Annotated in this window: 20 protein-coding genes; 7 read left to right on the plus strand and 13 right to left on the minus strand. The window is 71.8% G+C overall.

Features of this window, described 5'->3' with window-relative positions; genetic code table 11:
• Positions 1-47: 47 nt before the first annotated feature.
• Positions 48-800, plus strand: a complete 753-nt coding sequence (locus PWG71_RS06795; RefSeq protein WP_274808673.1) for an SDR family NAD(P)-dependent oxidoreductase — start codon at positions 48-50, stop codon at positions 798-800.
• Entirely contained in the window at positions 797-1,147 is a 351-nt protein-coding gene (locus PWG71_RS06800) for a DMT family transporter (protein WP_274808674.1), read from the plus strand. Before PWG71_RS06795 ends, PWG71_RS06800 begins: the two co-directional genes overlap by 4 nt.
• 4 nt (positions 1,148-1,151) lie before the next feature.
• Here the strand turns inward: PWG71_RS06800 and PWG71_RS06805 are convergent, their stop codons facing one another.
• From PWG71_RS06805 to moeZ, 6 genes are all read right to left on the minus strand, one after another.
• Positions 1,152-2,006 (minus strand): aminoglycoside phosphotransferase family protein, encoded by an 855-nt coding sequence (locus PWG71_RS06805; protein WP_274808675.1) that lies wholly within the window; start codon positions 2,004-2,006, stop codon positions 1,152-1,154.
• An 80-nt stretch (positions 2,007-2,086) separates the two neighbouring features.
• The gene (locus PWG71_RS06810; RefSeq protein ID WP_274808676.1) at positions 2,087-5,644 is read right to left on the minus strand and encodes an ATP-dependent helicase; all 3,558 of its coding nucleotides are present in this window, start codon (positions 5,642-5,644) and stop codon (positions 2,087-2,089) included.
• A complete protein-coding gene (locus PWG71_RS06815; RefSeq protein WP_274808793.1) occupies positions 5,637-8,777 on the minus strand; it encodes an ATP-dependent helicase in 3,141 nt (1,046 codons plus the stop codon). Before PWG71_RS06815 ends, PWG71_RS06810 begins: the two co-directional genes overlap by 8 nt.
• 86 nt (positions 8,778-8,863) lie before the next feature.
• Positions 8,864-9,190: an MGMT family protein gene (locus PWG71_RS06820; RefSeq protein ID WP_274808677.1), complete on the minus strand. Its 327-nt coding sequence runs from the start codon at positions 9,188-9,190 to the stop codon at positions 8,864-8,866.
• Positions 9,191-9,266: 76 nt separating this feature from the next.
• Complete coding sequence (locus tag PWG71_RS06825) at positions 9,267-9,653, minus strand: SPW repeat protein (RefSeq protein WP_274808678.1); 387 nt, start codon at positions 9,651-9,653, stop codon at positions 9,267-9,269.
• A gap of 138 nt (positions 9,654-9,791) precedes the next feature.
• Entirely contained in the window at positions 9,792-10,955 is a 1,164-nt protein-coding gene (moeZ, locus tag PWG71_RS06830) for an adenylyltransferase/sulfurtransferase MoeZ (RefSeq protein ID WP_274808679.1), read from the minus strand.
• A gap of 283 nt (positions 10,956-11,238) precedes the next feature.
• Here moeZ and PWG71_RS06835 point away from each other — a divergent pair, with 283 nt between their 5' ends.
• The 3 genes from PWG71_RS06835 (at position 11,239) to PWG71_RS06845 (ending at position 13,393) form a co-directional block, all read left to right on the plus strand.
• Complete coding sequence (locus PWG71_RS06835) at positions 11,239-11,454, plus strand: hypothetical protein (RefSeq protein ID WP_274808680.1); 216 nt, start codon at positions 11,239-11,241, stop codon at positions 11,452-11,454.
• Positions 11,455-11,639: 185 nt separating this feature from the next.
• Positions 11,640-12,284 (plus strand): TetR/AcrR family transcriptional regulator, encoded by a 645-nt coding sequence (locus PWG71_RS06840; protein ID WP_274808681.1) that lies wholly within the window; start codon positions 11,640-11,642, stop codon positions 12,282-12,284.
• Between the two features lie 317 nt (positions 12,285-12,601).
• On the plus strand, positions 12,602-13,393 hold the full coding sequence (locus tag PWG71_RS06845; RefSeq protein WP_274808682.1) for a mechanosensitive ion channel family protein: 792 nt from the start codon (positions 12,602-12,604) through the stop codon (positions 13,391-13,393).
• A 149-nt stretch (positions 13,394-13,542) separates the two neighbouring features.
• On the opposite strand, the gene PWG71_RS06850 is transcribed toward PWG71_RS06845, so the two are convergent.
• From PWG71_RS06850 to PWG71_RS06860, 3 genes are all read right to left on the minus strand, one after another.
• Positions 13,543-13,785 carry a hypothetical protein gene (locus PWG71_RS06850; protein WP_274808683.1) on the minus strand — a complete coding sequence of 81 codons (243 nt, stop codon included), beginning with the start codon at positions 13,783-13,785 and terminating at the stop codon, positions 13,543-13,545.
• Between the two features lie 272 nt (positions 13,786-14,057).
• The gene (locus PWG71_RS06855; protein ID WP_274808684.1) at positions 14,058-14,369 is read right to left on the minus strand and encodes a DUF6401 family natural product biosynthesis protein; all 312 of its coding nucleotides are present in this window, start codon (positions 14,367-14,369) and stop codon (positions 14,058-14,060) included.
• Positions 14,370-14,585: 216 nt separating this feature from the next.
• Entirely contained in the window at positions 14,586-15,281 is a 696-nt protein-coding gene (locus PWG71_RS06860; protein WP_274808685.1) for a ferritin-like fold-containing protein, read from the minus strand.
• A gap of 580 nt (positions 15,282-15,861) precedes the next feature.
• Between PWG71_RS06860 and PWG71_RS06865 the strand changes: the two genes are divergently transcribed.
• Complete coding sequence (locus PWG71_RS06865) at positions 15,862-17,409, plus strand: DEAD/DEAH box helicase (protein ID WP_274808686.1); 1,548 nt, start codon at positions 15,862-15,864, stop codon at positions 17,407-17,409.
• Between the two features lie 138 nt (positions 17,410-17,547).
• Entirely contained in the window at positions 17,548-18,456 is a 909-nt protein-coding gene (locus PWG71_RS06870) for an alpha/beta fold hydrolase (protein WP_274808687.1), read from the plus strand.
• Positions 18,457-18,512: 56 nt separating this feature from the next.
• Here the strand turns inward: PWG71_RS06870 and PWG71_RS06875 are convergent, their stop codons facing one another.
• From PWG71_RS06875 to typA, 4 genes are all read right to left on the minus strand, one after another.
• On the minus strand, positions 18,513-19,526 hold the full coding sequence (locus PWG71_RS06875) for an MBL fold metallo-hydrolase (RefSeq protein ID WP_274808688.1): 1,014 nt from the start codon (positions 19,524-19,526) through the stop codon (positions 18,513-18,515).
• A gap of 109 nt (positions 19,527-19,635) precedes the next feature.
• A complete protein-coding gene (locus tag PWG71_RS06880; RefSeq protein WP_274808689.1) occupies positions 19,636-20,511 on the minus strand; it encodes a PHP domain-containing protein in 876 nt (291 codons plus the stop codon).
• A 103-nt stretch (positions 20,512-20,614) separates the two neighbouring features.
• Positions 20,615-21,274, minus strand: a complete 660-nt coding sequence (locus PWG71_RS06885) for a DUF6758 family protein (RefSeq protein ID WP_274808690.1) — start codon at positions 21,272-21,274, stop codon at positions 20,615-20,617.
• Positions 21,275-21,361: 87 nt separating this feature from the next.
• The gene (typA, locus tag PWG71_RS06890; RefSeq protein WP_274808691.1) at positions 21,362-23,254 is read right to left on the minus strand and encodes a translational GTPase TypA; all 1,893 of its coding nucleotides are present in this window, start codon (positions 23,252-23,254) and stop codon (positions 21,362-21,364) included.
• Between the last annotated feature and the right edge of the window lie 57 nt (positions 23,255-23,311).

Here is a 23,311-nt window from a genome sequence, read left to right on the forward strand (position 1 = left end):
TTAGTGTCGGGGTATCGGATCACCCATCCACGAACCGGGAGCCGTCCATGGCCCGCAGCATCCGCCCCCTCGAAGGACGCACCGCACTCGTCACCGGAGGCAGCCGTGGCATCGGCGCCGCGATCGTCCTCCGCCTCGCCGCAGACGGGGCCGACGTCGCCCTCACCCACACCCGTTCCGAGGAACGCGCCCGGGAGGTCGTCCGGGACGCCGAGGCCCTCGGCGTGCGGGCACTCGCCGTCCGCGCCGACTCGGGCGACCCCGAGGCCCTGCGCTCGACCGTCGACCTCGTCCACGAACGACTCGGCGGGCCGAACATCCTGGTCAACAACGCGGGGGTGGCGCCCTTCGGGCCGTTCGAGGAGTTCACCGTCGCCGACTTCGATCGGGCGATCGCCGTCCACGCCCGCGCCGCGTTCGTCGCCGCCCAGGCGGCCGTCCGGTACATGGGGCCCGGTGACCGGATCATCGGTGTCGGCACCAACCTGAGCGAACGCGCAGCCCTCCCGGAGGCCGTGCTGTACTCGACCGGCAAGTCCGCCCTGTCGGGGCTGACCCGCTCCCTCGCCCGTGAACTCGGTCCCCGGGGGATCACGGTGAACCTCGTCCACCCGGGGTCGACCGACACCGACATGAATCCGGCGGACGGGCCCGGCGCCGACGCCGAGCGCGCGTTCACGGCCCTGGGTCGCTACTGCTCACCCGAGGACGTGGCCGCGTCGGTGGCGCACCTGGCCGGGCCGGGTGGGCGCAGCATCACCGGGACGTCGATCCTGGTCGACGCGGGAGCGAACGCGTGAGCGGGCCGCCGGACTGGTTCCCGACCGCCTGGGTGCTGCTCGCCGCGGCCGCCGCGCTGGAGGTGGTGTGGGCGCTGGCGATGAAGGAGTCGCAGGGGTTCACCCGGCTGTGGCCGAGCGTGGTGACCGTCGGCGCGGCGGCGGTGAGCTTCGGCCTGCTCGCGTTGGCGCTGCGCGACCTGCCCGTCGGCACCGCGTACGCCGTGTGGGTGGGTCTGGGCGCGAGCGGGGTGGTGCTGGCGGGGATCACGATGCTGGGCGAGAGCGCGAGCCCGCTGCGGATCGGCTGCGTCCTGCTGATCCTGGCGGGAGTGGTCGGGCTGCACCTGGCGGAGGGACACGCCTGACCGCTCAGGAGGGTGGGGCGAGCGAGGGCCACGGCTCGGGCGGGCCCGACGCGAGGAAACACAGCAGACCGAGGATCCGGCTCAGGGGCGGCGCCGTCCAGTGGCGTCCCCCCGGCACGGGGTCCGGCGACGCCAACCGGCCGAGGGCCCAGGTGAGGTGGTGCCGGAGCACCCGCGCCTCCCAGCCCTCGCCGCCGTACCCCTCCAGCACGGCGGGCAGCCAGGCGGGCGGCAGCTTGGCGAAGTCGGTGGCGGGGTCGGCCACGGCCGCGTCGCCCCAGTCCACGATCCCGGAGAGAGCGCCGTCCGCGGTCACGATGAGGTTCTGGGGGGCGATGTCCCCGTGGATCAGGGTGGGTCGGACCTCGGCGGGCGACCGATGGGCGAGATCCTCGCACCAGACGCGCAGCCGGTCGGCGGTTCCGGAGTCGATGAGACCGTCGTCGCGTACGCGGCCGACCAGGGCCGCCGGATCCGGGGTACCGGTGTCACGGGGAAGGCCGGGCGGGACGGGGATCGCGTGCGTTCTCGCCAGCTGTTCCCCGAGGTCGACCAGCACGCCCCGGCTCGGTTCGCGCCCGACCAGGTCGGTGCCGGGGACCCGCTCCAGCAGCATCGTCGGCGGCGCGCCATCGGTGAACCCGACCAGCGCCGGTGTGCGCACCCCGGCGGCGCGCGCGGCGGGGATGAGCGCCGCCTCCTTGCGCAGATCCTCCTCGAAACCGGAGTCCCGGGGGATCCGCAGCACGAGTGCGTCCCCCAGTGCCAGCACATGATTGGCCACCCCGGCGGGCAGGGCCGTCACCTCACCGGGCGGGATCCCGTGCCGTGCCGCGACGGCGGTCGCGATCGTCTCCATGGCCGCCGATCCTCGCACGTCCGCCCGAGCCACGCCGACCCTTTTCCCCTTCGCACCCGGGGCGGTCCGCACGACCGGACTCACTCCACGGCGCGGTCGACCCGACCGTCGTCCGGGCGGGCGTCGCCGCGCGGACGGGGGTCGTGCTTCGGCCGGCGGGGGGACGCCGGGCGCGGGCGGCTCTCCCCCGGGGCCGACGACCCGTCCGTCGGAGCGGAGCCGCCGGGTTCGGGGACCGACTCGATGAGGGCGGCCAGGCCGTCGGCGTCCAGAAGGTCCGAGGGGCGCACGGTCTCGTTCGCTCGCACGTAGTGGAACGCCGCGCGCACCTCCTCCAGCGGTACGCCCTGGAGGTCGGCCCAGGCCAGCCGGTAGGCCGCGAGCTGCACACCGACGGCGCTCCGCTCGCGCGCGTTCCGCGGAGGGCGCCCCGTCTTCCAGTCGACCACGTCGTAACGTCCGGTCTCCGGGTCGTGGAACACCGCGTCCATCCGGCCGCGGATGAGACGGTCGCCGATCACCGTCTCGAACGGCACCTCGACCTCGCTCGGGATCCGTCTCCCCCACTCGCTCTCCTCGAAGAGCCGCTGAAGCTCCTCCAGGTCCTCGTCCTCTCCGGCGGTCTCGTCGGCCGCCCCCGGCAGCTCATCGAGGAGGGTCGCCGTTCCCAGCCCGAACCGCCGCTCAAGCCAGGTGTGGAACGCCGTCCCCCGCCGCGTGTGCGGCGCCGGCGGACGGGGCAGCGGCCGCCGGATCTGCCGGGCGAGCCCCGCCGGGTCGCGGGCCAGCCACACCATCGACGACACCGACAGGTGGTCGGGCAGCTCCACCTGGACGGTCCCGTCGTCGGCCCGGCGCGCCTCCCGGTCGCGGTGCGCCAGGAGAAGGTGCGTGTCCCGCTCCCACCCCTGAAGCCGTCGGCCCAGCTTCTCGTGCCGCGCCGGGTCCGGAGGCACCGCCCTCCCCTCGCGCAGCGCCGCCCGGGCCCGCTCCACCAGGACGGCGCCCGCCTCGATCTGCGCCCGGCGGGTCACCGCCCCCTCCACCTGGGCGAGGGTGCCCGGGGTGGCCTCCCCGTCGCTCTGCGGGTCGCCCTGGAGGGGCGGCCACACGGCCTCCCCCTCCTCGTCGTCGTGCGGGTTGGTCTCGTCGAGTTCCGGCGGGTCCGCCCACGCGACCACGCGACCGGCCCCTCGCTCACAGGCCTCGCGGATCTCCTCCAGGAAGACCGACGGGCCCCGGGGCGTGGTCCCCGTGCGCCCCCACCAGTGCCCCGTGCACACGAGCAGGAACGAGGCCCGGGTCACCGCCACGTACGCCAGGCGGCGTTCCTCCATGAGGTGGCGGGCCGTCTCCTCCTCCTTGAACGCGGTGATCGCCCCCTTGTCCACACCGCCCAGCACGGGCAGGCTGTCGCGGTCCCCCCGCAGCGGGTAGGGCAGCAGGTGGTCGGCCTTGACCCAGGCCAGGGAGTTGCGGGCGGCGGCCGGGAACACGGGGTTGCGTCCCCCGCTGATCCCCGGCACGAACACCACCGGCCACTGGAGCCCCTTGGCCCCGTGCATGGTCATGAGCTTGACGCTGTCGGATCCGCCGACCCGCTCCCCCGGCGCCAGGCCGCTCTCGTTCTCCTCCGCCGCCCGCAGGTAACCGAGGAAACTCCCCAGACCGGGGTCCTCGCTGTTACCGACGAACCGGACGGCGTGGTCGACGAACGCGTCCAGATCGGCGCGCGCCGACAGGGGTTCGCGACCGCTGCGGGCCGCCACCTCGATGTCCAGTCCCAGCATCCGCTCGACCTCGGTGATGAGGTCCGGCAACGGCTGCCCCACGAGTTTGCGCAAGGAGCGCAGCTCCTCGGAGAGCCGCGACAGCCGCTCGTACCCGAGTTCGGAGTAGGCTTCGACCTCCCCCGGGTCGTCCACCGCGTCCACCAGGCTGCCGCTCTCGGCCGTCAGGTCCAGCACGGTGCGACGCAGCACGTCGTCGCGGTCGTCGTCCTCGGGCCCGTCCTCGGTGAGGTCGCGCCGGGAGTGCCGGGCCAGTTCGGTGGCCCGCGCCCCCAGCGCCGCCAGGTCGCGCGGCCCCAGCCGCCAGCGCGGCCCCGTGAGGAGTCGGGCGAGTTCGTTTCCCGCCGCCGCGTCGTGCACCACCCGCAGGGTCGCGATGATGTCGCGCACCTCCGGCACCAGCATGAGTCCGCCCAGGCCCACGACCTCGACGGGGACTCCGCGCGCCTCCAGTTCCTCGCGCAGCGCCGGGAACTGGGCCCGGCGACGGCACAGCACCGCGATGTCGCCCGGTCCGACCCCGCCGTCCCGGGCGCCGCCCGTCTCACCGGCCGGCCAGGGCAGCCCGTCCGGCGCGGTCTCCGGATCGCGGCGCACCCCCTTGACCAGTTCGGCGATGCGCGAGGCGATCCAGGCGGCCTCTTCGGACTCGGTGCGGAACAGGGCGACGTCGGACCGTCCTCGCCCTCGACGGGCCGGTCCCGGGTAGAGGATCGGCACCTCGGCGGCCTCGGCCCGCAGTTCCTCGGAGATCCAGCCGGCCACCCCCAGGATCCGTTCGCCGTTGCGGAAGCTCGTGGACAGCTCGCGCACGGCGGCGGGGCGGCCCGGGGCGGCCGGGAAGTCGGTGGGGAACCGGGTGAGGTTGGCGGCGATCGCCCCCCGCCACCCGTAGATGGACTGGCAGGGGTCACCGACGGCGGTCACGGCGTGCCCCTCGCCGAACAGCGAGCGCAGCAGGACGAGCTGGGCGTGGCTGGTGTCCTGGTACTCGTCCAGCAGCACCACCCGGAACCGACCGCGTTCGATGAGCCCGACCTCGGGGTGGTGCTCGGCGATGCGGGCGGCCAGCGCCATCTGGTCGCCGAAGTCCATCGCCTCCCGGATGTGCTTGGCGTGTTCGTAGCGCTCCACCAGCGGCAGGAGCTGTTCGCGCCGCCGCTGGGTGTCGACCAGGTCGCGGGTCTCCTTGGTGGTCTTCTTCAGGACGTCCACCTGCGACCGGAGCCAGCGTCCGATGCCGCGCACCTTCTCCGGTGTGGTGAGGTGGTCGGCGATCTCCCCCGAAAGGTGCAGCACCCGTTCGATGACGGTGTCCGCGCCCACCGTGATCAGGTCCATGGGCCCGTCGTACTCGCCGACGATCCGGGCGGCCAGCTGCCAGGACTGCCCCTCGCTGAGCAGCCGCGCGGTGGGTTCGACGGCCTCGCGCAGGGCGTGGTCGGCCACGATGCGCCCGGCGTAGGCGTTGTAGGTGGACACGGTGGGCTCGCCGTCGAGGACGCCCTCACCGATCACGTCCTCGCCCAGCTTCTCCCGCACCTGGTCGAGGCGTTTGCGCACGCGTTCGGCGAGTTCGGCGGTGGCCTTGCGGGTGAAGGTCAGACCGAGGACCTGCTCGGGACGGACGTACCCGTTGGCGACCAGCCACACGACCCGGGAGGCCATGGTCTCGCTCTTGCCCGAACCCGCGCCGGCGATGACCACCCCGGGTTCCAGGGGACCGGAGATCACCTCGGACTGTTCGGCGGTGGGTTCGGGCCGTCCGAGGACCCGGGCGAGTTCCGCGGGGGTGAACCGGGGGTGGGGGCGGGGGTCGGGATGGGGGTGGGGGTGGGCTTCAGACATGTCTGCCCTCGTCCTGAACCGGGCAGCAGGCGCGCACGGCGCACGATCTGCATCCCTTGTTGCGGGTGGCGGTGAACCGGGAGCCGCCCATACCGGTGGCGACGCCGATGACGAGGTCCTGCGCCCACCGGGGGTCGGGGTCCTCTCCGAGAGGCGCCTGCACCTGCTCGCGGGCGGCCTTGAGCTTCTCGCCGAGCTGGACGAGCATCGCCCCGCCCGGCTCGGTGAGGCCGAGTTCGGCGAACGCGCCCTTGAGCACGGCCATCTGGTAGACGCCGAGCTGGGGGTGGCGTTCGAGGTCCTCGGCCTTGGCGGCGCCGGTCTTGATGTCCACGACGACGGCGCGTCCCCGTTCGTCGCGTTCGAGCCGGTCGACACGGCCGGTGATCTCGATACCGCCGACCTCGACCTTGAACCCCTCCTCGGTGACGACGAGTTCGCGGTCGTTGGCGGCGTCCCAGGTGAGGAGTTTGCGGACCATCGTGTCGGCGCGTTCGCGCTGTTTGTCGGACTGCCACGGGCCGCCGAAGTCCAGGTCGACCCAGATCTCGTCCATGCGCCGGTCGATGTCCTCCGGCGCGGTGCCCTGGGCGACCAGGACCGCGACGGCGTGCACGATGGTGCCCAGCGCGGACGCGGAGTCGCCGGAGGAGGCCCCGGCGGCGCGTTCCAGCAGCCAGCGCAGCTGGCAGTTGGTGAAGCTCTCCACCTGGGAGGGCGAGACCCGGATCGTGTCGCCCTCGTCGGCGAGGGGTCGGTCGTCGGAGAACGGGGTGAGGGCGTACCACTCGGCGGGGTCGGCCCCGCGCACCCCCTGTTCGGCGAGGCGGGCCAGGTGGACGGCGGCCGCGTCGCGCAGGGCGCCCGGCGCGCTCGGGTCGGTGACGACCGAACGCAGGTCGGCGACCAGGGAGGGCAGCGACAGCCAGCGCACGCCGGTGCCGACGGGTTCGGGGTCGCCGACGCCCATCTCGTTCAGGAAGCGGGAGGGGCGTTCCTCGGCGTCCTCACCGCCCACGGCGGTGACCACGAGGGTGTGCCGGGCACGGGTGAGCGCGACGTAGAACAGGCGTCGCTCCTCGTCGAGGAGCTTGGAGGCCATGGCGGCGCCGGAGGAGTCGGCGGTGTGCACGTCGACGTCGATGAGTTCCTCCACCCCCAGCAGGGAGCCGCGCAGGCGCAGGTCGGGCCAGTCGCCCTCCTGGACGCCGGCGACCACCACCAGTCCCCATTCCAGTCCCTTGGACCGGTGGGCGGTGAGGATGCGCACCGATTCGCCCTCCGGGGCGCGCTCGGCGAGGCTGTCGCCGGGGATCTCCTGGGCGGCGAGGTCGGCGAGGAAACCCTCGGGGGTGCCGGGAGGGAGCCGGTCGCAGTAGCGGGCGGCGCTCTCGAACAGGGCGACCACGGCGTCGAGGTCGCGGTCGGCGGCGGCGCCCCGGCGTCCCCCGGCGAGGCTGGACCGCAGCAGCCGGTCGGACAGACCGCTGTCGCGCCACAACCGCCACAGGACCTGCTCGGCGTCGGCGCCCCGGGCGTCGAGCTCGCGGACGGTGGCCAGGGCGGTGGCGATGCGCACGGCCGGTGCGGCCACCTCGGGTTCGATCAGGGTGAGGTCGGCGGGTTCGCGCAGGGCGTCGACGAGGAGACGGGCGGCGGGACGGTAGCCGCCCTCGCCTTCGCCGTTCCCGCGTTCGGCGGCGGCCCGGTCCAGGTCCAGGCGGCGCAGGGCGCGGGTGAGCCGGCGCAGGCCGATGGCGTCGGCGTCGCCGAAGGGCCCGGTGAGCAGGTCGCGGGCGGTGTCGTCGTCGAGTTCCCCGGGGCTCAGCCCGAACCGGATGAGGGCCAGCAGGGGCCGCGCGATGGGTTCGGCGGCCACGGGGAGTTCGTCGGCGCCGACCGCGACGGGCACCGACGCGGCGGTCAGGGCACGGCGCAGCACCGGGAGCTGGCGGGTGGCGGAGCGCACCAGGATCGCCATGTCCGACCAGGGGACGCCGTCCACGAGGTGGGCGCGGCGCAGGGTGTCGGCGATGACCGCCGCCTCCTGAGTGGGGCTGTCGGCCATGAGCAGGCGCACCCGCCCGGTGGGGACGCCGTCGGCGGGGGCCAGGGCGCGGTGTTCGTTGACGTGGCCGGGGGCGGAGCCGACGGCGGGCAGACGCCGGGTGACCGCGCGGCTGACGGCGAGCAGGTCCGCGCCGCTGCGGCGGCAGGTGCGCAGCGCCACCACCGGGGCGGGCCCACGGCGCACGGTGGGGAAACGGTGCGGGAACTCCAGGATGCCGCGCACCTCGGCGCCGCGGAAGGCGTAGATGGACTGGTCGGGATCGCCGACGGCGATGAGGTCGCGGCCGTCCCCCGCCAGGGCCTGCAACAGCTCCTCCTGGGCGGGATCGGTGTCCTGGTACTCGTCGACGAACACGATCTCGTGGGCGGAGCGCTCGCGTTCCTGCACTTCGGGATCGGAGAGCAGGCCGGCGGCGATCCGGACGAGTTCGGCGTAGTTGAGGGTGGGCACGGGCGCGATGTCGAACCGGCCGTTCATACGGGACAGGAAGCCGGCCGCGGACTCCCAGTCGTCACGGCCGCGTTCGCGACCGAGGCGGGCCAGGGCGTCGGGGCCCAGGCCGCGCTCTTCGGCGCGCATGAGGAAGTCGCGCAGCTCCTCGGCGAATCCGCGCGTCTCCAAGGCCGGACGCAGCCGTTCGGGCCAGTCAGAGCCGCCGTCCGCGGCCTCCCAGCGCAGGAGTTCGCGGACCTCCATGAGCTGTTCGGGCCCCGACAGCAGTCGGGGCGGTCGGTCGCCCATCCGTTGGAACTCACGGCGGATGAGCGCGTAGGCGTACCCGTGGAAGGTGAGGGCGAGCGGTTCGCGGGTGGTGCGGCGCAGCCGGGCGGTGATGCGCTCGCGCAACTCCTGGGCGGCCTTGCGGCCGAAGGTGAGCACCAGGACGCGGGAGGGGTCCACGCCTCGGTTGTCGATGCGGTCGACGACGGCCTCCACGATGGTGGTGGTCTTGCCGGTGCCGGGACCGGCGAGCACCAGGAGGGGGCCGCCCTCGTGGTCGACGACCTTGCGTTGGTTCTCGTCCAGCACCGGCGGCGGCTGCACCCGGTGGGGGCGCCGCACGAGACGGTACGGGGATGTGTTCACCCCACCAGTTCACCAGAGGGTGCCGACCGTCCCGAACGGCCTCCGCCGCCCCGGCGGTGCCCTCAGCCTCCGCTTTCCCCGTCCCATCGGGCCTGTCGCATGTCCACCCGGTCGCTTCCGGGGCGCATCGGGGTGGCCTCGGCGGCGTAGTGCGACAAGGCTCTCACCTCGTGGCCGGAGGGAGGTCGGCCGTCGGAGCGGACCACCCGCCACCAGGGCACGGCACCGCCCCACGCGGACATGACCGAGCCGACCTGGCGCGGCCCGCCCTGCCCGACGTACTCGGCGATGTCGCCGTAGGACATCACCCGTCCCGGCGGGATCCGTTCGACCACGGCGAGGACCTCCTCGGCGTAGTCGTCGGGGCCGCCCTCCTCGTCGATGAACACGGCCACACCCTAGCCGGGGGCGACGACACGTGCGCCGGGGCCGGCGCCGTACGGCGCCGGCCCCGGGGATCGCGGGTCAGGTGGGCATCTCGTTCGCGTTGGTGCCCCACATGGATTCGGGGTCGCGTCGGCGGGTCCGGCCGGCCTGCGTCAGGCCGTAGGCGCCCAGCAGGGCGATACCGCCGCCGATGATCCAGGCGGTCCAGGCCGCCAGGGGCAGGTGGGTGTAACCCAGGAGCCACGGCATCGTGAACACCAGTACGCCGATGGCCAGCACGGCGAGTTCGCCGGACAGCGCACCGGGCCGGGTGAGCGAGATGACCGAGGCCAGGATGACACCCAGGCCGAGCACGAACAGCGCGCCCCCGCTGAACCCGTACATCCCGTGCCAGAGGAAGCTCAACCCCAAGGCCAGACCGGCGGCGATCGCCACCCAGTCCGTCCGACGTCCCTTCTCGCGCATAGCGCCACCTCCCTGCGGCCGGGCCGCCCCCGACTCTCGGTCGACGGCCCTCGTAGGGACCTGTACCCACTCGCGTCCCCGATACGGCGAACGGCGCCGGGAGATCCCGACGCCGTCCGAACGGTGCAGGTGACCGGGTCAGTACGCGGGCAGGCTGGGGTCGACCTGGTTGACCCAGGCCAGGACGCCGCCGCCGACGTGCACCGCGTCGGCGAAACCGGCGGACTTGACCACGGCCAGCGCCTCCGCGGAGCGGACGCCCGACTTGCAGTGCAGGACCACGCGCTTGTCCTGGGGCAGCTTCTCGAAGGCCTTGCCGTTGAGGAACTCGCCCTTGGGGATGAGCGTGGCACCCGGGATGCTGACGATCTCGTACTCGTTCTTCTCCCGCACGTCCACGAGGAAGATCTCGTCGGGCTTGACGTCGAGGAGTTCCTTGAGCTCGCCGGCGGTGATCGTCGACCCGGCGGCGGCCTGGGTCGCCTCCTCGGAGACGACGCCGCAGAAGGCCTCGTAGTCGATGAGCTCGGTGACCGGCTCGGTGTCGGGGTCCTTGCGGATCTTCACCTCGCGCCAGCTCATCTCCAGGGCGTCGAAGATGAGCAACCGGCCCACGAGCGGCTCACCGATGCCGGTGATCAGCTTGATGGCCTCGTTGACCATGACGGAACCGATGGAGGCGCACAGCACTCCCAGGACGCCGCCCTCGGCGCAGGAGGGGACCATACCGGGCGGCGGGGGCTCCGGGTACAGGTCGCGGTACTGAGGCCCGTACTCGTTCCAGAAGACGCTCACCTGACCGTCGAAGCGGTAGATGGAACCCCACACGTACGGCTTGTCGAGGATGACGGCGGCGTCGTTGACCAGGTAGCGGGTCGCGAAGTTGTCGGTCCCGTCCAGGATCAGGTCGTAGTCCGCGAAGATCTCCAGGGCGTTGTCGGAGTCCAGGCGGTCCTGGTGGAGGATCACCTCGACGTTGGGGTTCACCTCCTTGACGCTGTCGCGGGCCGACTCGGCCTTGGGACGGCCGACGTCGCTCTGGCCGTGGATGATCTGGCGCTGGAGATTGGACTCGTCGACGACGTCGAAGTCGATGATGCCGAGCGTGCCCACGCCCGCGGCGGCGAGGTAGAGCAGCGCCGGGGAACCCAGGCCGCCCGCGCCGACGACGAGCACCTTGGCGTTCTTCAGGCGCTTCTGCCCGTCCATGCCCACGTCGGGGATGATCAGGTGCCGGGAATAGCGACGCACCTCGTCCACGGTCAGCTCGTCAGCTGGTTCCACCAGCGGCGGCAGCGACACGGTGACTCCTCATGTCTGATTCGTGATGCTTCACACCGCCCGAAGGAAGACCACGGGTGCGGGGGTCGCGGGGCGCGAAGCGTGCTTGCACTCATACCCAACCTAACGGGTGGGGTTTTCCATTCCCAGCCCGGGGAGACGTGACACGCGCCTCCGACCCGCTCACGTCGTGCGGGGCGGACACCCACCTGACCCGCCGATCCGCTCCCGGCGTTCGCCTCCCCCTGCGTCGGGCGGGCGGCGGGTAGTGTCGGCGGTACGTCCGACGACGTTGGGAGGACCCGTGACCGAAGATCCGAGGACACGTCCCGCGCCCGGGGAGGACCCGATCGCCGCGGTCCCCGAGGCCGACGCGGCCGAGCAGCGACTGCCGGCCACCGAGACGGGGGACGAGGACTGGCTGGAGCGCGCCGAGAACGAGGATTTCCCCACCGCGAACGAGGCCGACGTGGTGGAACAGCTCCGCGAAGCCGGGGGCGACGACGATGAGCACCGGTGACCCCGCCCCCGGGCCGCGCGCGCCGTGGTCGGGGGAACACCTATGTCACAGGGAACTTACGCAGGAGTAAGATGGCCGAAAAGCCGTGGGGCGTGTCATGAGCCGATGACGTGTGCGACGGTGTCAGCCACGCAGATGTCCGATGATGGCGTGCATCTGCCATGCCGAGTTCGGAGGGTGTGGGTGTGACAGCTCCTTCAGACGCCCGCTCCCGGGGCACCCGTCTGCCCCGGGTCAGGCGCCGCCGACAACTTCTGGCCGCGGCGCAGGAGGTCTTCGTCGCCCGCGGGTACCACGCGGCCGCGATGGACGAGATCGCCGACCGCGCGGGTGTCAGCAAGCCGGTGCTCTACCAGCACTTCCCCGGGAAATTGGAGCTGTACCTGGCGCTGTTGGAGGAACACTCCGAGGCCCTGGTCGAAAAACAGCGCGAGGCGCTGGAGAGCACCGATGACAACCGCCAGCGGGTCATCGCCAGTTTCCGCGCCTATTTCGACTTCGTGGCGGGCGACGGTGAGGCGTTCCGCCTGGTCTTCGAATCGGACCTGCGCAATCTGCCGGCCGTGCGCGAGAAGAGCGAGCAGACGTTCCAGCGTTGCGCCGAACTCATCGGCGAGGTGATCCGGCAGGACACCAGCATCTCCGACGAGGAGGCGCACCTGTTGAGCATCGGCCTGGTCGGCATGGCCGAGACCAGCGCCCGCTACTGGATCAACACGCGGGGATCGGTGCCCAAGGACGCCGCCGAACTACTGGTGGCCCGCCTGGCATGGCGCGGGATCAGCGGTTGGGACCTGCATCGCGGCGGCGAGGAGGCGCGGGGTTCCTGACCCCGCGCGACCGACCGCGAGGGTCGGGACACGGACGTGCCGAAGGGCTCCGGGTGTACGCGCCCGGGGCCCTTTCCCATGTCCGGGATACCGCCTTCCGGGCGCATTGTCCTCCCCTGGGAAACATTTATCACCCCTGTCTTCGCCAACAAAGGACAAAGAAAAAGCAATACCCCTGATCAGCCCTCGATAAATGATTTGAAACGAGCGCTCCGGGTATCGCCGGATTGAGGGGCACCGCGCCTCTCTTCGCCGCTTTCGAACGGCGACCTTTCGGTACGACCGAATGGAGCGAGCGACTTGGGGGTGAAGACGTCATGGACGTGGGTCAGGGTCTGTCGACCGCTTGGCAGTCAGTGGCGGCCTTCGTGCCGTTGCTGATCGGCTTTCTCATCATCCTCGTGGTGGGCTGGTTCATCGCCTGGCTCGTGGGCAAGGCCGTCGCCAAGGGCCTGCACGGCGCAGGGTTGGATCGCGCGCTCCACCGCGGCGGGGTGGGCGAGTACTTCGAGCGCAGCCGATGGAGCGCCAGCGAGCTGTGCGGGAAGATCATCTACTACGTCGCCCTGCTGTTCGTGTTCACACTCGCGTTCAACGTCTTCGGACCGAACCCGGTGAGCACGCTTCTCAACGATGTCATCGCCTGGATGCCGCGCGGCATCGTCGCGCTCATCATCGTGGTCGTGACCGCGATGATCGCCAAGGCCGTCAGGGACATCATCAGCGGGGCGCTCGGGGGGCTGTCCTACGGCCGCCTGCTGGGCAACATCGCGGGTGTGGCCATCCTGGCCCTGGGTGTCATCGCGGCGCTCAACCAGATGGGCATCGCCACGACCGTGACCACGCCGGTGCTCATCGCCGTGCTGGCCACCGTCGGAGGCATCCTCGTGGTCGGTGTCGGCGGTGGTCTGATCCGGCCGATGCAGAGCCGCTGGGAACACTGGTTGAACCGGGCCGAGGAGGAGACCGGCCGACTCGCCGAGCAGAGCAGCTACCAGGCAGGACGCAAGGCCGCCATGGGCCGTCCCGCGGCCGGGACCGCGACGCCGGCCGAGAGCCCCCGCAAGGCCGGGGCGAGCACGGCCGAACACACCGAGGGCGGCGCCTGACGGGTCACAGGCGCATCAGGAGTGCTGTCGAGGAGAAAGGAGCCGGATATCGGAGAGGTGTCGGACAGAGGAGACAAGGGAGATAAGGGAGGGGCGGGGCCTCACGGCCCCGCCCTCCCGTCGTCTCCGATGTCACCCGTGTCGGCGACCTAGAGGAACTCCGAGTCGCGCAGTTCCAGGCGGGACAGGTGCTCGATCCGCCGAAAGGCCAGGACCACGGTGGCGACCATGGGCACCAGCGCCAGCCAGAAGACCGCACTGCCGGGACCGCTGAAGGCCATCGAGGCCAGCGCGACGACGAAGATCAGTGCGAAAAGCGCGAAGTCGACGCGATCCTGTTGGATCAGGACGCCGACCGGTGGGCGCGCCGCCCCATGCCGACCGCTCCTCATTCGCCATTCCTTTCTCGCGGCTCCCGCGGGCCGCTCCGCCAGTCACGGTGTCCGGTCCACTCCGGACCGGCATAACACCGTGGATCCCACGTTGCATTCCGCAGTGCCCCGCGCCCGGTTCCGATCCCGGGTCGCGTTCCGGCCGCCGTGGGGTCGCCCATGCTCCCAGCCTAAGCCCGTGAAGGGGATTCTCGCCGGTGAACGGGGCGGGGCGGGTGACCGAGAGGGAGAGCGCGTCGTCGGTCACATCGGTGCCTGCGGATGGCAACAACCTAGCGGACGAAACCGCGCTCCTTCGCCAAGCGGCAGATGGCGAGTACACGGAGTGTCTCCCAGTCGTACTCGACGGCCGCGGAATCCCAGCCGCGTTCGAGGCACCCGTCGAGAAAACCGTGGAGGTAGGTGCCGAGGGTCCGGGCGGTCACCTCGCCGCCGGCGGCGACGATGCCGTCGCACACCTGTGCGGCGTGCTGGTCCAGCTCAGCGCACATCCAGGGGGCGAGTCGGCCGTCCAGGGGGCCGATCCGATGGAAGTCACGGGTGAGTCCGGCCAGCGGGTGGCGCACGGAGGTCCCACGGGGCATGGAAGTACCTACTCGGGGTGGTCGAGACACGGGAATCGTCATCGAGTTTACGTCCGGGCCCCAACCGATCGTCACGAAAGTGTTGGAAATTACCCGCTCTTGACCAGAGTGTCCCCAAGCGCGGGTCAAGAACCCGTACAGAACAGAGGGCGGTCGCCCTCGACGGTGAATCCGGACACGGACGGAAGCTCGGGCGAAGACCCGCGGACGCCCGGATCAGGCGCTCAGCCCCATCGCCTCCAGGCGGGCGGCGTGCCGGTCGGTGAGAGAGGCGAACATGCGGCTCACCGCGGCCAGATCGCCCAGGCCGGTGACGCCCTCCCCGGAGTCCCCCGGCCTCTCCACACCCTCGGCGAGGAGCGCGGCCAGTCGGGGACGGTCCACGGCGACCGTCTGGGCCTGGCTGAGCGCCTCGCCGACCAGGCGGCGCGCCCACAGCGACAGTCGACCGGCCAGGACCGGGTCCTGCGCGAGGGCCTCGCGCACCGTCTCGGCGACGAACTCGGCACGGCCGGTCTCGGCGAGCACCCCCTCGACCAGGGCCCGGGTCTCGTCGTCGGCCAGTTCGGCGACACGGCGGTAGAAGTCACCCGCGATGCCGTCGGCGACGTAGGTCTTGACCAGGCTCTCCAACCAGGTCTTGGGCTCGGTGCGCGCGTGCCAGGCGTCCAGCGGCTCCACGAAGGGGGCCATGGTCTCCTCGGGGTCGACCCCCAGCTCCTCCAGCCGGTCGCGGAGCACCTGGTAGTGCGACTGCTCCGTGGCGGCCAGACCGGCCAGCCGGCCCTTGCCGCGCAGGGTCGGGGCCAAGACCGCGTCACCGGCGAGCCGGAAGAAGGAACCCAGCTCGGCGTAGGCCAACAGGCCGAGGAGGTCGATCACACCGGGGTTCACAGAGGGGCCTTTGGTCATGCCCGCCAGGGTATCGCTCGGCGGTTCTCACACCGAACCGGGGACTAAACGTTCCGACGGTGCGGTTGCACGTGCTGGGGACGGGTAGGTCCAAGTCGTCCGTCCGGCCCGGTGAACGTCCATGTCCATCGGCCGGGGCACCGGCTAGACTCTGCGTGACGACCTGCGTGTGCGGCCGAAACGGACCTCTCCTCAACGCACGCGGGGACGTTCCCGCACGCGGCGGCGCCGTACGGACGCCGCACCCGCCGCGCGACCCGGTCACCCGATGGTGGCCGAAGGCCGCGCGAACGAACCCGACGACCCACGGCGGGCCCCCGATGGAAAACGGGAGCGCGCCGAGCGGATGGATCCGATATTCGGCCGGGAGCCCCCGGGCCACGGATCCGACGGCAGCGCCGCCGCACCGTTCCCCCGGAACGGACGGCGAGCCGCGCCTTCCGCGGCGGCCCTCGAAAGCCGCCCGCGACCGCGATCCCGACGCGGCGACGCCACTCGCGTCACCGCCAAGATGGAGGCCTGAGCCCTGAGCATCACAGAAGACACACAACAGCCCCGGATCACCTTTCGCGACCTCGGTGTGACCGTGGAACTCGCCGACGCCCTGGAGGCGGAGGGGATCATCGAGCCCTTCCCCATCCAGGAACTGGCCCTGCCGATCGCACTCGGCGGCAGCGACATCATCGGACAGGCCCGTACCGGTACCGGTAAGACCCTGGCCTTCGGCCTGCCCCTGCTCCAGCGGGCGCAGCAGACCCCCGGGACGTCGAAGAGCCCCCGGGCCCTGGTCGTCGTCCCCACCCGCGAGCTGGCCATCCAGGTCGCGGCGGACCTGACCACCGCGGGCAAGCGCAGCGGCTCCCGCATCCTGACCGTCTACGGCGGCCGCTCCTACGAGCCGCAGATCAACGGCCTCAAGGAGGGTGTGGACGTCGTCGTCGGCACCCCGGGCCGCCTGCTCGACCTGGAGAACCAGAAGCACCTGCGGCTCGACGGGGTCGGCGCGGTGGTCCTGGACGAGGCCGACAAGATGCTCGACCTCGGCTTCCTGCCCGACATCGAGCGCATCCTCACCAAGATCCCGACCGAGCGCCAGGTGATGCTCTTCTCGGCGACCATGCCGAGTGAGATCGTCTCCCTGTCCCGCAAGTACCTGCGGCAGCCCACCCACGTGCGGGCCGGTGACGACAACGAGATCGACGGTTCGGCCATCACCGGCCGGATCGCCCAGCACGCGTTCCGCACCCACCAGATGGACAAGATCGAGATGCTCGCCCGTCTCATCCAGTCGCAGGACCACGGTCAGAGCATGGTCTTCTGCCAGACGAAGCGGGCCTGTGACCGGGTGGCGGGCGAACTGAAGGACCGCGGTTTCGCCGTGGCCGCCGTCCACGGCGACCTGGGCCAGAGTCAGCGCGAACGGGCCCTGCGGGCCTTCCGCAACGGCAAGATCAACATCCTGGTCGCCACCGACGTGGCCGCCCGCGGACTCGACGTGGACGACGTGACGCACGTCGTCAACTACGAGACGCCCGAGGACGAGAAGACCTACACGCACCGGATCGGCCGCACCGGCCGGGCCGGACGCAGCGGCACCGCCATCACGTTCGTCGACTGGCAGGAGATGCCGCGCTGGAAGCTCATCAACGCCGCACTGGACCTGCCGTTCAACGAGCCCGAGGAGACCTACTCCACGTCGAAGCACTTCTTCGAGGTGCTCGGCATCCCCGCGGGCACCAAGGGTCGGCTGGCCGCGGACAAGCGCGACGAGCACGCCGGTCTTGAGGCCGAGGAGATCGAGGACATCGGTGACACCGGTGGCCCCCGGGTCCAGCGCGGTCGTCGCGAGCGGGACCACGGTCGCGACCAGGAGCGCGACGAGAGCCGCCGGCGGAGCAGGGGCGGCCGACCGCGTCGTCGCACCCGCTCCGGTGAGAGCGCGGTGAAGGGTGCCGAGGCCCCCGTGGCCGCACCCGCCGCCGAGCGCACCGAGGCCCCCGCGGCGGCCTCCGCGGCCCCCGCCGCGCCCGCGCGCGAGTCCGAGGGCGGTGAGGGCGCCCGCAAGGTCCGCCGTCGCCGTCGCACCCGTAGTGGCGCGGCCGTCCGTCGTGACCCGGAGAACACCTGACCGAACGCCGAGGCCGTGGCCCCACCCCGGGTGCCACGGCGCCGAGCGGGCGCGGTGCCCGAAGGCACCGCGCCGGCGCGCACGGCCCCCGGCCGGGTCCGCCACGGACCGGGCCGTCATCGTCTAGGGTGACCCGACGTGAGTACACCTAAGTTCCTCGACCTGCCGCCCGGCGTGCGTCGAGTCGATCTCGACCTGTCCTACGGCCCGGTGGCGGCGTTGCGGGCACTGCCCGTCTCCGGGGGCGTGGAGCTGTCGCCCGCCGTGCTCGTGCACGGTTTCACCGGCAGCAAGGAGGACTTCATCGCGGTCCTCCAGACCCTGGCCCAGGCAGGCCGGGAGGTGGTCGCGATCGACCTGCCCGGGACCTACGCGTCCCCGGGGCCGGAGACCCTCACCCCGCCACCGGGCGCGCAGCGCCCCGACTACCGGCTGTCCTCGCTGGGCGAGGCCGTCGCCGAGGTCGTCGAACTCGTCGGTGGCCGCGCACCGGTCCACCTGGTGGGACACTCCTTCGGCGGTCTGGTGGCTCGCGAGACCGCGCTGAGCGGGATGGTCGACCTGGCGTCGTTGACGCTGCTGTGCAGCGGTCCCGCAGCCCTCCAGGGTCAGGGCGCGATGCGCGTCCGATCCCTCATCGCCGCGTTGTCCATGGACCCCTCCCGGGAACGGCTGGAAGAGCTGTGGGAGGAGCGGTTCGACGCCGAAGCGCGGCAGCGCACCCCCGATGAGCACGTGCGTTCCTTCCTTCGCGACCGGCTGGTCGAGAGCAGCGCGCTGGGCCTGCTGCGCTGCGCCGAGGACCTGTTGGGCGCCCGCGACCGGGTGGACGAGCTGGCCGCGCTGGAGCTGCCGACCCTGGTGGTCTACGGCGAGAACGACGACGCCTGGGAGCCGGCCGCGCAGGAGGACATGGCGAAACGGCTGGACGCCCGGCGGATCGTCGTGCCGGGCGCGGGCCACTCCCCCAACGTGGAGGCCCCCGAGACCACGGCGAGCGCGTTCACCGCGTTCTGGAACGGGGTGGAGTCGGTCGGCCGTCGCTGACCTCCCGCACGCGGACGCGCCCCGGTCCCTTCGCGGGCCGGGGCGCGTCGCTGGGGTCAGACCCAGGTGTCGAAGTTCTTGCCCTCGGCGGCCACGGTGGTGGCGGGGCCGCGGTCGGGCAGGATGCGGGTGTCCGGCGGCAGCGACAGCAGCGATTCGCCGATGGAGGCGAGCTGGGTCGTGTAGTCGATGTAGGTGTTGCCGACCATGCCGGGCTCACCCTTGCGCAGGGTGTCGCCGCAGAAGACGACGCCGAGCTGGCCGATGGAGAAGCCGATGGTGCCCGTGGAGGTGCCGGGCAGGGGCAGGACGTCGATCTGGAGGTCGCCGACGGTCATGGAACCGCCGCCCTCGACCTCGACGTCCGGACGGTGCTCGGCGCCGTGCAGACGCCGCCACAGGCGCATCTCGCGCGGGTGCAGGGCGATCGAGGCCTCGGTCTCCTCGGCGATCTTCACCGCCGACTCGATGTGCGGGCTGTAGGCGTTGGTGCAGGCGATGAGGTAGACGTCGCGCTCGCCCACGGCCTCCAGGACGGCCTCGGCGTCGGGACCCGGGTCGATGACGATGACGCCCTCGTCGTCGGCGTCGACGATCCAGGTGTTGCCGACGAAATCGAACTTCTCGTCGTCGAACTCGAAGGTGCCGGCGGTGCGGACACGGGTGACGCCGTCGGAGTCGGGGCCGGTGACACCGGTCTCCTCGGTCTCGTCGGCGAAGATGTGGGGGACCGCCTTCTCGGCGGCCACGACCTCCGTGGCCTCGTCCTTCGTGGCCTCGTCCTCCGTGGCGTCGTCGGAGTCGGCCTCCTCGGCCTCCTCCGTCTTCTCCTCGGCGTCGACGTCCGTGGCGGGACCGCCGTCGGTCTCGGCCGCGGCCCCCTCGGCCTCCCCGGCCTCGTCCTTCTTCGCGGAGGTCTCCTTCTCGGCGGCCACGACCTCGGTGTCGGCCTTCGCCGTCTCCTCGGCCCCGGTCTCCTCGACGGCCTCCTTGTCGTCCACCGCGACCTCCGCAGCGGAATCGGTGGCCTCCGGGCCGTCCTGCTTCTTCGGCTTCCGCTTCCAGAACACGGCGTCAGACCTTTCGCTTCGTTCGATATGGGTGGTTATGCTGCGACCATTGTCGCGCCCGCGCGCGATGGTCCGTACCGTACCGAACTCCGGGCGGGCGCCGACAGTCTCAACCCCTGATCAGGGGTACTCCCGTGGCGGGCGCCACCAGTTCCTCGAAGGCCTCCGGCCCGGTGGTCCGGGCGCCCAGCCGGTGCCCGGTGAGCGAGCCGTGGTCATCGCTGGAACCGGTCACCACGACGCCCAGGTCGGCGGCGACCCCGCGCCAGTGGCGGGTCTGCTCACGGTTGTGCGAGGGGTGGTCGGCCTCGATGCCGCCGAGTCCGGCGGTGACCATGCGCTCGACCAGTTCCAGGGGGACCTCCCCGTTGAGGGCGCCCTCGGCGCGGGCCGGGTGGGCCAGGGAGCACACCCCTCCGGCGGCCCGGACCAGCTCGACCGCGCGCACCGGGTCGATGGCGTACCGGGAGGCGTAGGCGGGTCCCCCGGAGCCGATCCACCGGTCGAAGGCGTCCTGGACGTTGCGGGCGGCACCCACCTCCACGATCGCGCGGGCCAGGTGGGGGCGGCCGATGGTGTTGGCGTCGGCGTACTCCTCGTGTCCGGCGCCGGCGATCTCCAGCACGCGCTCCCAGGTCACGTCGACGCCCTGGGCCCGGAGCTTGTGGACCATCTCCTCGGCGCGCGAGGCCCGGTCGGAACGGACCCGGCGCAGCTCCTCCGTCAGGCCGGGGTGGTCCGCGTCGAACAGGTAGGACACCAGGTGGACGCTGGAACCCCGGTAGGCGCAGGACAGCTCCATCCCCGGTACCAGGGTGAACCCGGGCGGCAGGACCTCGGCCGCCGACGCGATACCGCCGACGGTGTCGTGGTCGGTGAGGGCGAGGACGTCGATACCCGCGGCGACCGCGTACTCGATGACCTCCGCCGGCGAATCGCCGCCGTCGGAGACGGAACTGTGGGAGTGCAGGTCGATACGTGTCACCGGGTGATCGTACTAGGGCGTGTTCCGCGGACGCCCACCTCGCCGCGCGGCGCCCCGGCACGCCCTGATCGGCCGGTGCGCCGTCGGCGGGCCGCCACCCGGGTCAGGGCGACCGGGGTGCCAACTCTCCGGAGAGGAAGGGACTGGGGGCGCCGAAGGGCGGCTCGAAGGCGACGCCGCCGTCGTTGATGTCGCGCAGATCGCGCAGGGCGTTGATCTCGCACATCAGCAGGGCGGTGTCGGTGGAGGCGAAGATCACCCACAGCCACTGGGAGAGCGCCTCGCCGGTGTATCCGGCGCGGTCACGGCCCAGATCGAGGTTCCACAGCGGGATCTCGTGCCCCTCGAAGCGGACCTTGGCGTCGGCGGCCCGGGTGTCGAGGCCGTCGCCGGGGTCGGGGCCCTCCAACCCGGCCAGGCGGGCGCCCAGTCCGACTCCGGGGGCCTCGGCGACGATGACGGCCTCGCCGACACCGCCCAGCGGGTCCGGCCCGGAGAGGGCGACGGCGATGCCCAGGGCGCCGCTGCGGTCGTCACCGGCCTCGGCGAATCCGGTGACCACCCACCCGGTGGGCAGCGGCCACGGGACCCACACCGGGACCCGGGACTGGGGCAGCAACGCCTCCAGTGCGGACGTGTTGGGTGTGCGCACCGGTTGGAGCGGGCTGACCGAGCCGTGGGCGTCGCACTGCCAGGCGCTGGTCCACAACCCCGGGGGCCGGACCGCGCGTCCACACCGGGGACACGAGGGATCGGTCTTCATGTCTTAGCCATCTACCCGGTTGACCTGGGCGGAAACGCACGGCGGGCGGGCCGCGTCGCGGCCCGCCCGTCCCGAGGACACGGGGTCCTACTGCTGCTGGCGCTTCTTGTTGGCGGTGATCCGACCGCGTTCCTTCTGGTCGAGGACGACCTTGCGGATGCGGACGTGCTCGGGGGTGACCTCGACGCACTCGTCCTCGCGGCAGAACTCCAGGGCCTGCTCCAGGGAGAGCTTCCGCGGCGGCACCAGGCGCACCAGCTCGTCGCCGGTGGCGGAGCGCATGTTGGTGAGCTTCTTCTCCTTGGTGATGTTGACGTCCATGTCGTCGGAGCGCGAGTTCTCGCCGACGATCATGCCCTCGTACACCTCGGTGCCCGGCTCGACGAACAGCGTGCCGCGCTCCTGGAGGTTGAACATCGCGAACGCCACGGCGGCGCCGGCCCGGTCGGCCACCAGGGAGCCGTTGGGGCGGGTGCGCAGCTCGCCGAACCACGGCTCGAACTTCTCGAACACGTGGTGCGCGATACCGGTGCCGCGGGTCTCGGTGAGGAACTCGGTGCGGAAGCCGATGAGGCCGCGGGAGGGGACCAGCCAGTCCATGCGCACCCAGCCGGTGCCGTGGTTGACCATGTTCTCCATGCGGCCCTTGCGGACGCTGAGGAGCTGGGTGATGGCGCCCATGTACTCCTCGGGGGCGTCCACGGTGAGACGCTCGACGGGCTCGTGGACCTTGCCGTCGACGACCTTGGTGACCACCTGCGGCTTGCCGACGGTCAGCTCGTAGCCCTCGCGGCGCATCTGCTCGACCAGGATGGCCAGCGCCAGCTCACCGCGGCCCTGCACCTCCCAGGCGTCGGGACGCTCGGTGGGCAGCACGCGCAGCGAGACGTTGCCGACGAGCTCCTTGTCGAGGCGGTCCTTGACCAGGCGGGCGGTGACCTTGGCGCCCTTGACCCTGCCGACCAGCGGCGAGGTGTTGGTGCCGAGGGTCATGGAGATGGCCGGCTCGTCCACCGTGATGAGCGGCAGCGGAACCGGGTTCTCCAGGTCGGCGAGGGTCTCGCCGATCATGATGTCCTCGATGCCGGCGATGGCGACGATGTCACCGGGGCCGGCCTTCTCGGCGGGCTTGCGCTCCAGGCCGTCGGTCATGAGCAGCTCGGTGATCTTGACCTGCTGGACGTTGCCGTCGGTGCGGATCCACGCGACCTGCTGGCCCTTGCGCAGCTCTCCCTGCTGGACGCGGCACAGCGCCAGGCGGCCCAGGAACGGGGAGGCGTCCAGGTTGGTGACGTGGGCCTGGAGCGGCGCGTCCGGGACGTACTCGGGCGCCGGGATGGTGTTCAGGATGGTGGAGAACAGCGGCACCAGGTTGTCGTTGTCCGGAATGGTGCCGTTGGCGGGGCGCTCCAGGGAGGCCTTGCCGTCGCGGGCACAGGCGTAGACGATGGGGAACTCGATCTGGGACTCGTCCGCTTCCAGGTCCATGAACAGTTCGTAGGTGTCGTCCACGACCTCGGCGATACGGCTGTCGGGCCGGTCCACCTTGTTGATGACGAGGATGACGGGGAGCTTGGCCTTGAGGGCCTTGCGGAGCACGAAGCGGGTCTGGGGCAGCGGGCCCTCGCTGGCGTCCACCAGCAGGACGACGCCGTCGACCATCGACAGGCCGCGTTCGACCTCACCGCCGAAGTCGGCGTGGCCGGGGGTGTCGATGATGTTGATGACCACGTCCTCGCCCTCGGGCGTGGTGTAGTGGACGGCCGTGTTCTTCGCGAGAATGGTGATGCCCTTCTCGCGCTCCAGGTCGTTGGAGTCCATCACGCGGTCGTCGACATCCTGGTTGTCCCGGAAGACACCGGACTGCCAGAGCATGGCGTCAACGAGGGTCGTCTTACCGTGGTCGACGTGGGCCACGATGGCGACGTTGCGAAGGTCGCGACGGCGTGCGGAGCCCTCGACGGGCGTAGCGCTGGACATGGAAAAGTCTCGATCTCCTGGTCTGGGAAGAGACCGCAGGATGCCACGGCCCGTTGC

Source organism: Nocardiopsis sp. N85, assembly GCF_028882275.1.
Lineage (GTDB): Bacteria > Actinomycetota > Actinomycetes > Streptosporangiales > Streptosporangiaceae > Nocardiopsis > Nocardiopsis lambiniae.

Coding starts and splice junctions, on each gene's coding strand:
- PWG71_RS06795 (WP_274808673.1), top strand. CDS start 48: ATGGCCCGCAGCATCCGCCCCCTCGAAGGACGCACCGCACTCGTCACC.
- PWG71_RS06805 (WP_274808675.1), bottom strand. CDS start 2,006: ATGGAGACGATCGCGACCGCCGTCGCGGCACGGCACGGGATCCCGCCC.
- PWG71_RS06810 (WP_274808676.1), bottom strand. CDS start 5,644: ATGTCTGAAGCCCACCCCCACCCCCATCCCGACCCCCGCCCCCACCCC.
- PWG71_RS06825 (WP_274808678.1), bottom strand. CDS start 9,653: ATGCGCGAGAAGGGACGTCGGACGGACTGGGTGGCGATCGCCGCCGGT.
- PWG71_RS06845 (WP_274808682.1), top strand. CDS start 12,602: ATGGACGTGGGTCAGGGTCTGTCGACCGCTTGGCAGTCAGTGGCGGCC.
- PWG71_RS06850 (WP_274808683.1), bottom strand. CDS start 13,785: ATGAGGAGCGGTCGGCATGGGGCGGCGCGCCCACCGGTCGGCGTCCTG.
- PWG71_RS06855 (WP_274808684.1), bottom strand. CDS start 14,369: ATGCCCCGTGGGACCTCCGTGCGCCACCCGCTGGCCGGACTCACCCGT.
- PWG71_RS06860 (WP_274808685.1), bottom strand. CDS start 15,281: ATGACCAAAGGCCCCTCTGTGAACCCCGGTGTGATCGACCTCCTCGGC.
- PWG71_RS06885 (WP_274808690.1), bottom strand. CDS start 21,274: ATGAAGACCGATCCCTCGTGTCCCCGGTGTGGACGCGCGGTCCGGCCC.
- typA (WP_274808691.1), bottom strand. CDS start 23,254: ATGTCCAGCGCTACGCCCGTCGAGGGCTCCGCACGCCGTCGCGACCTT.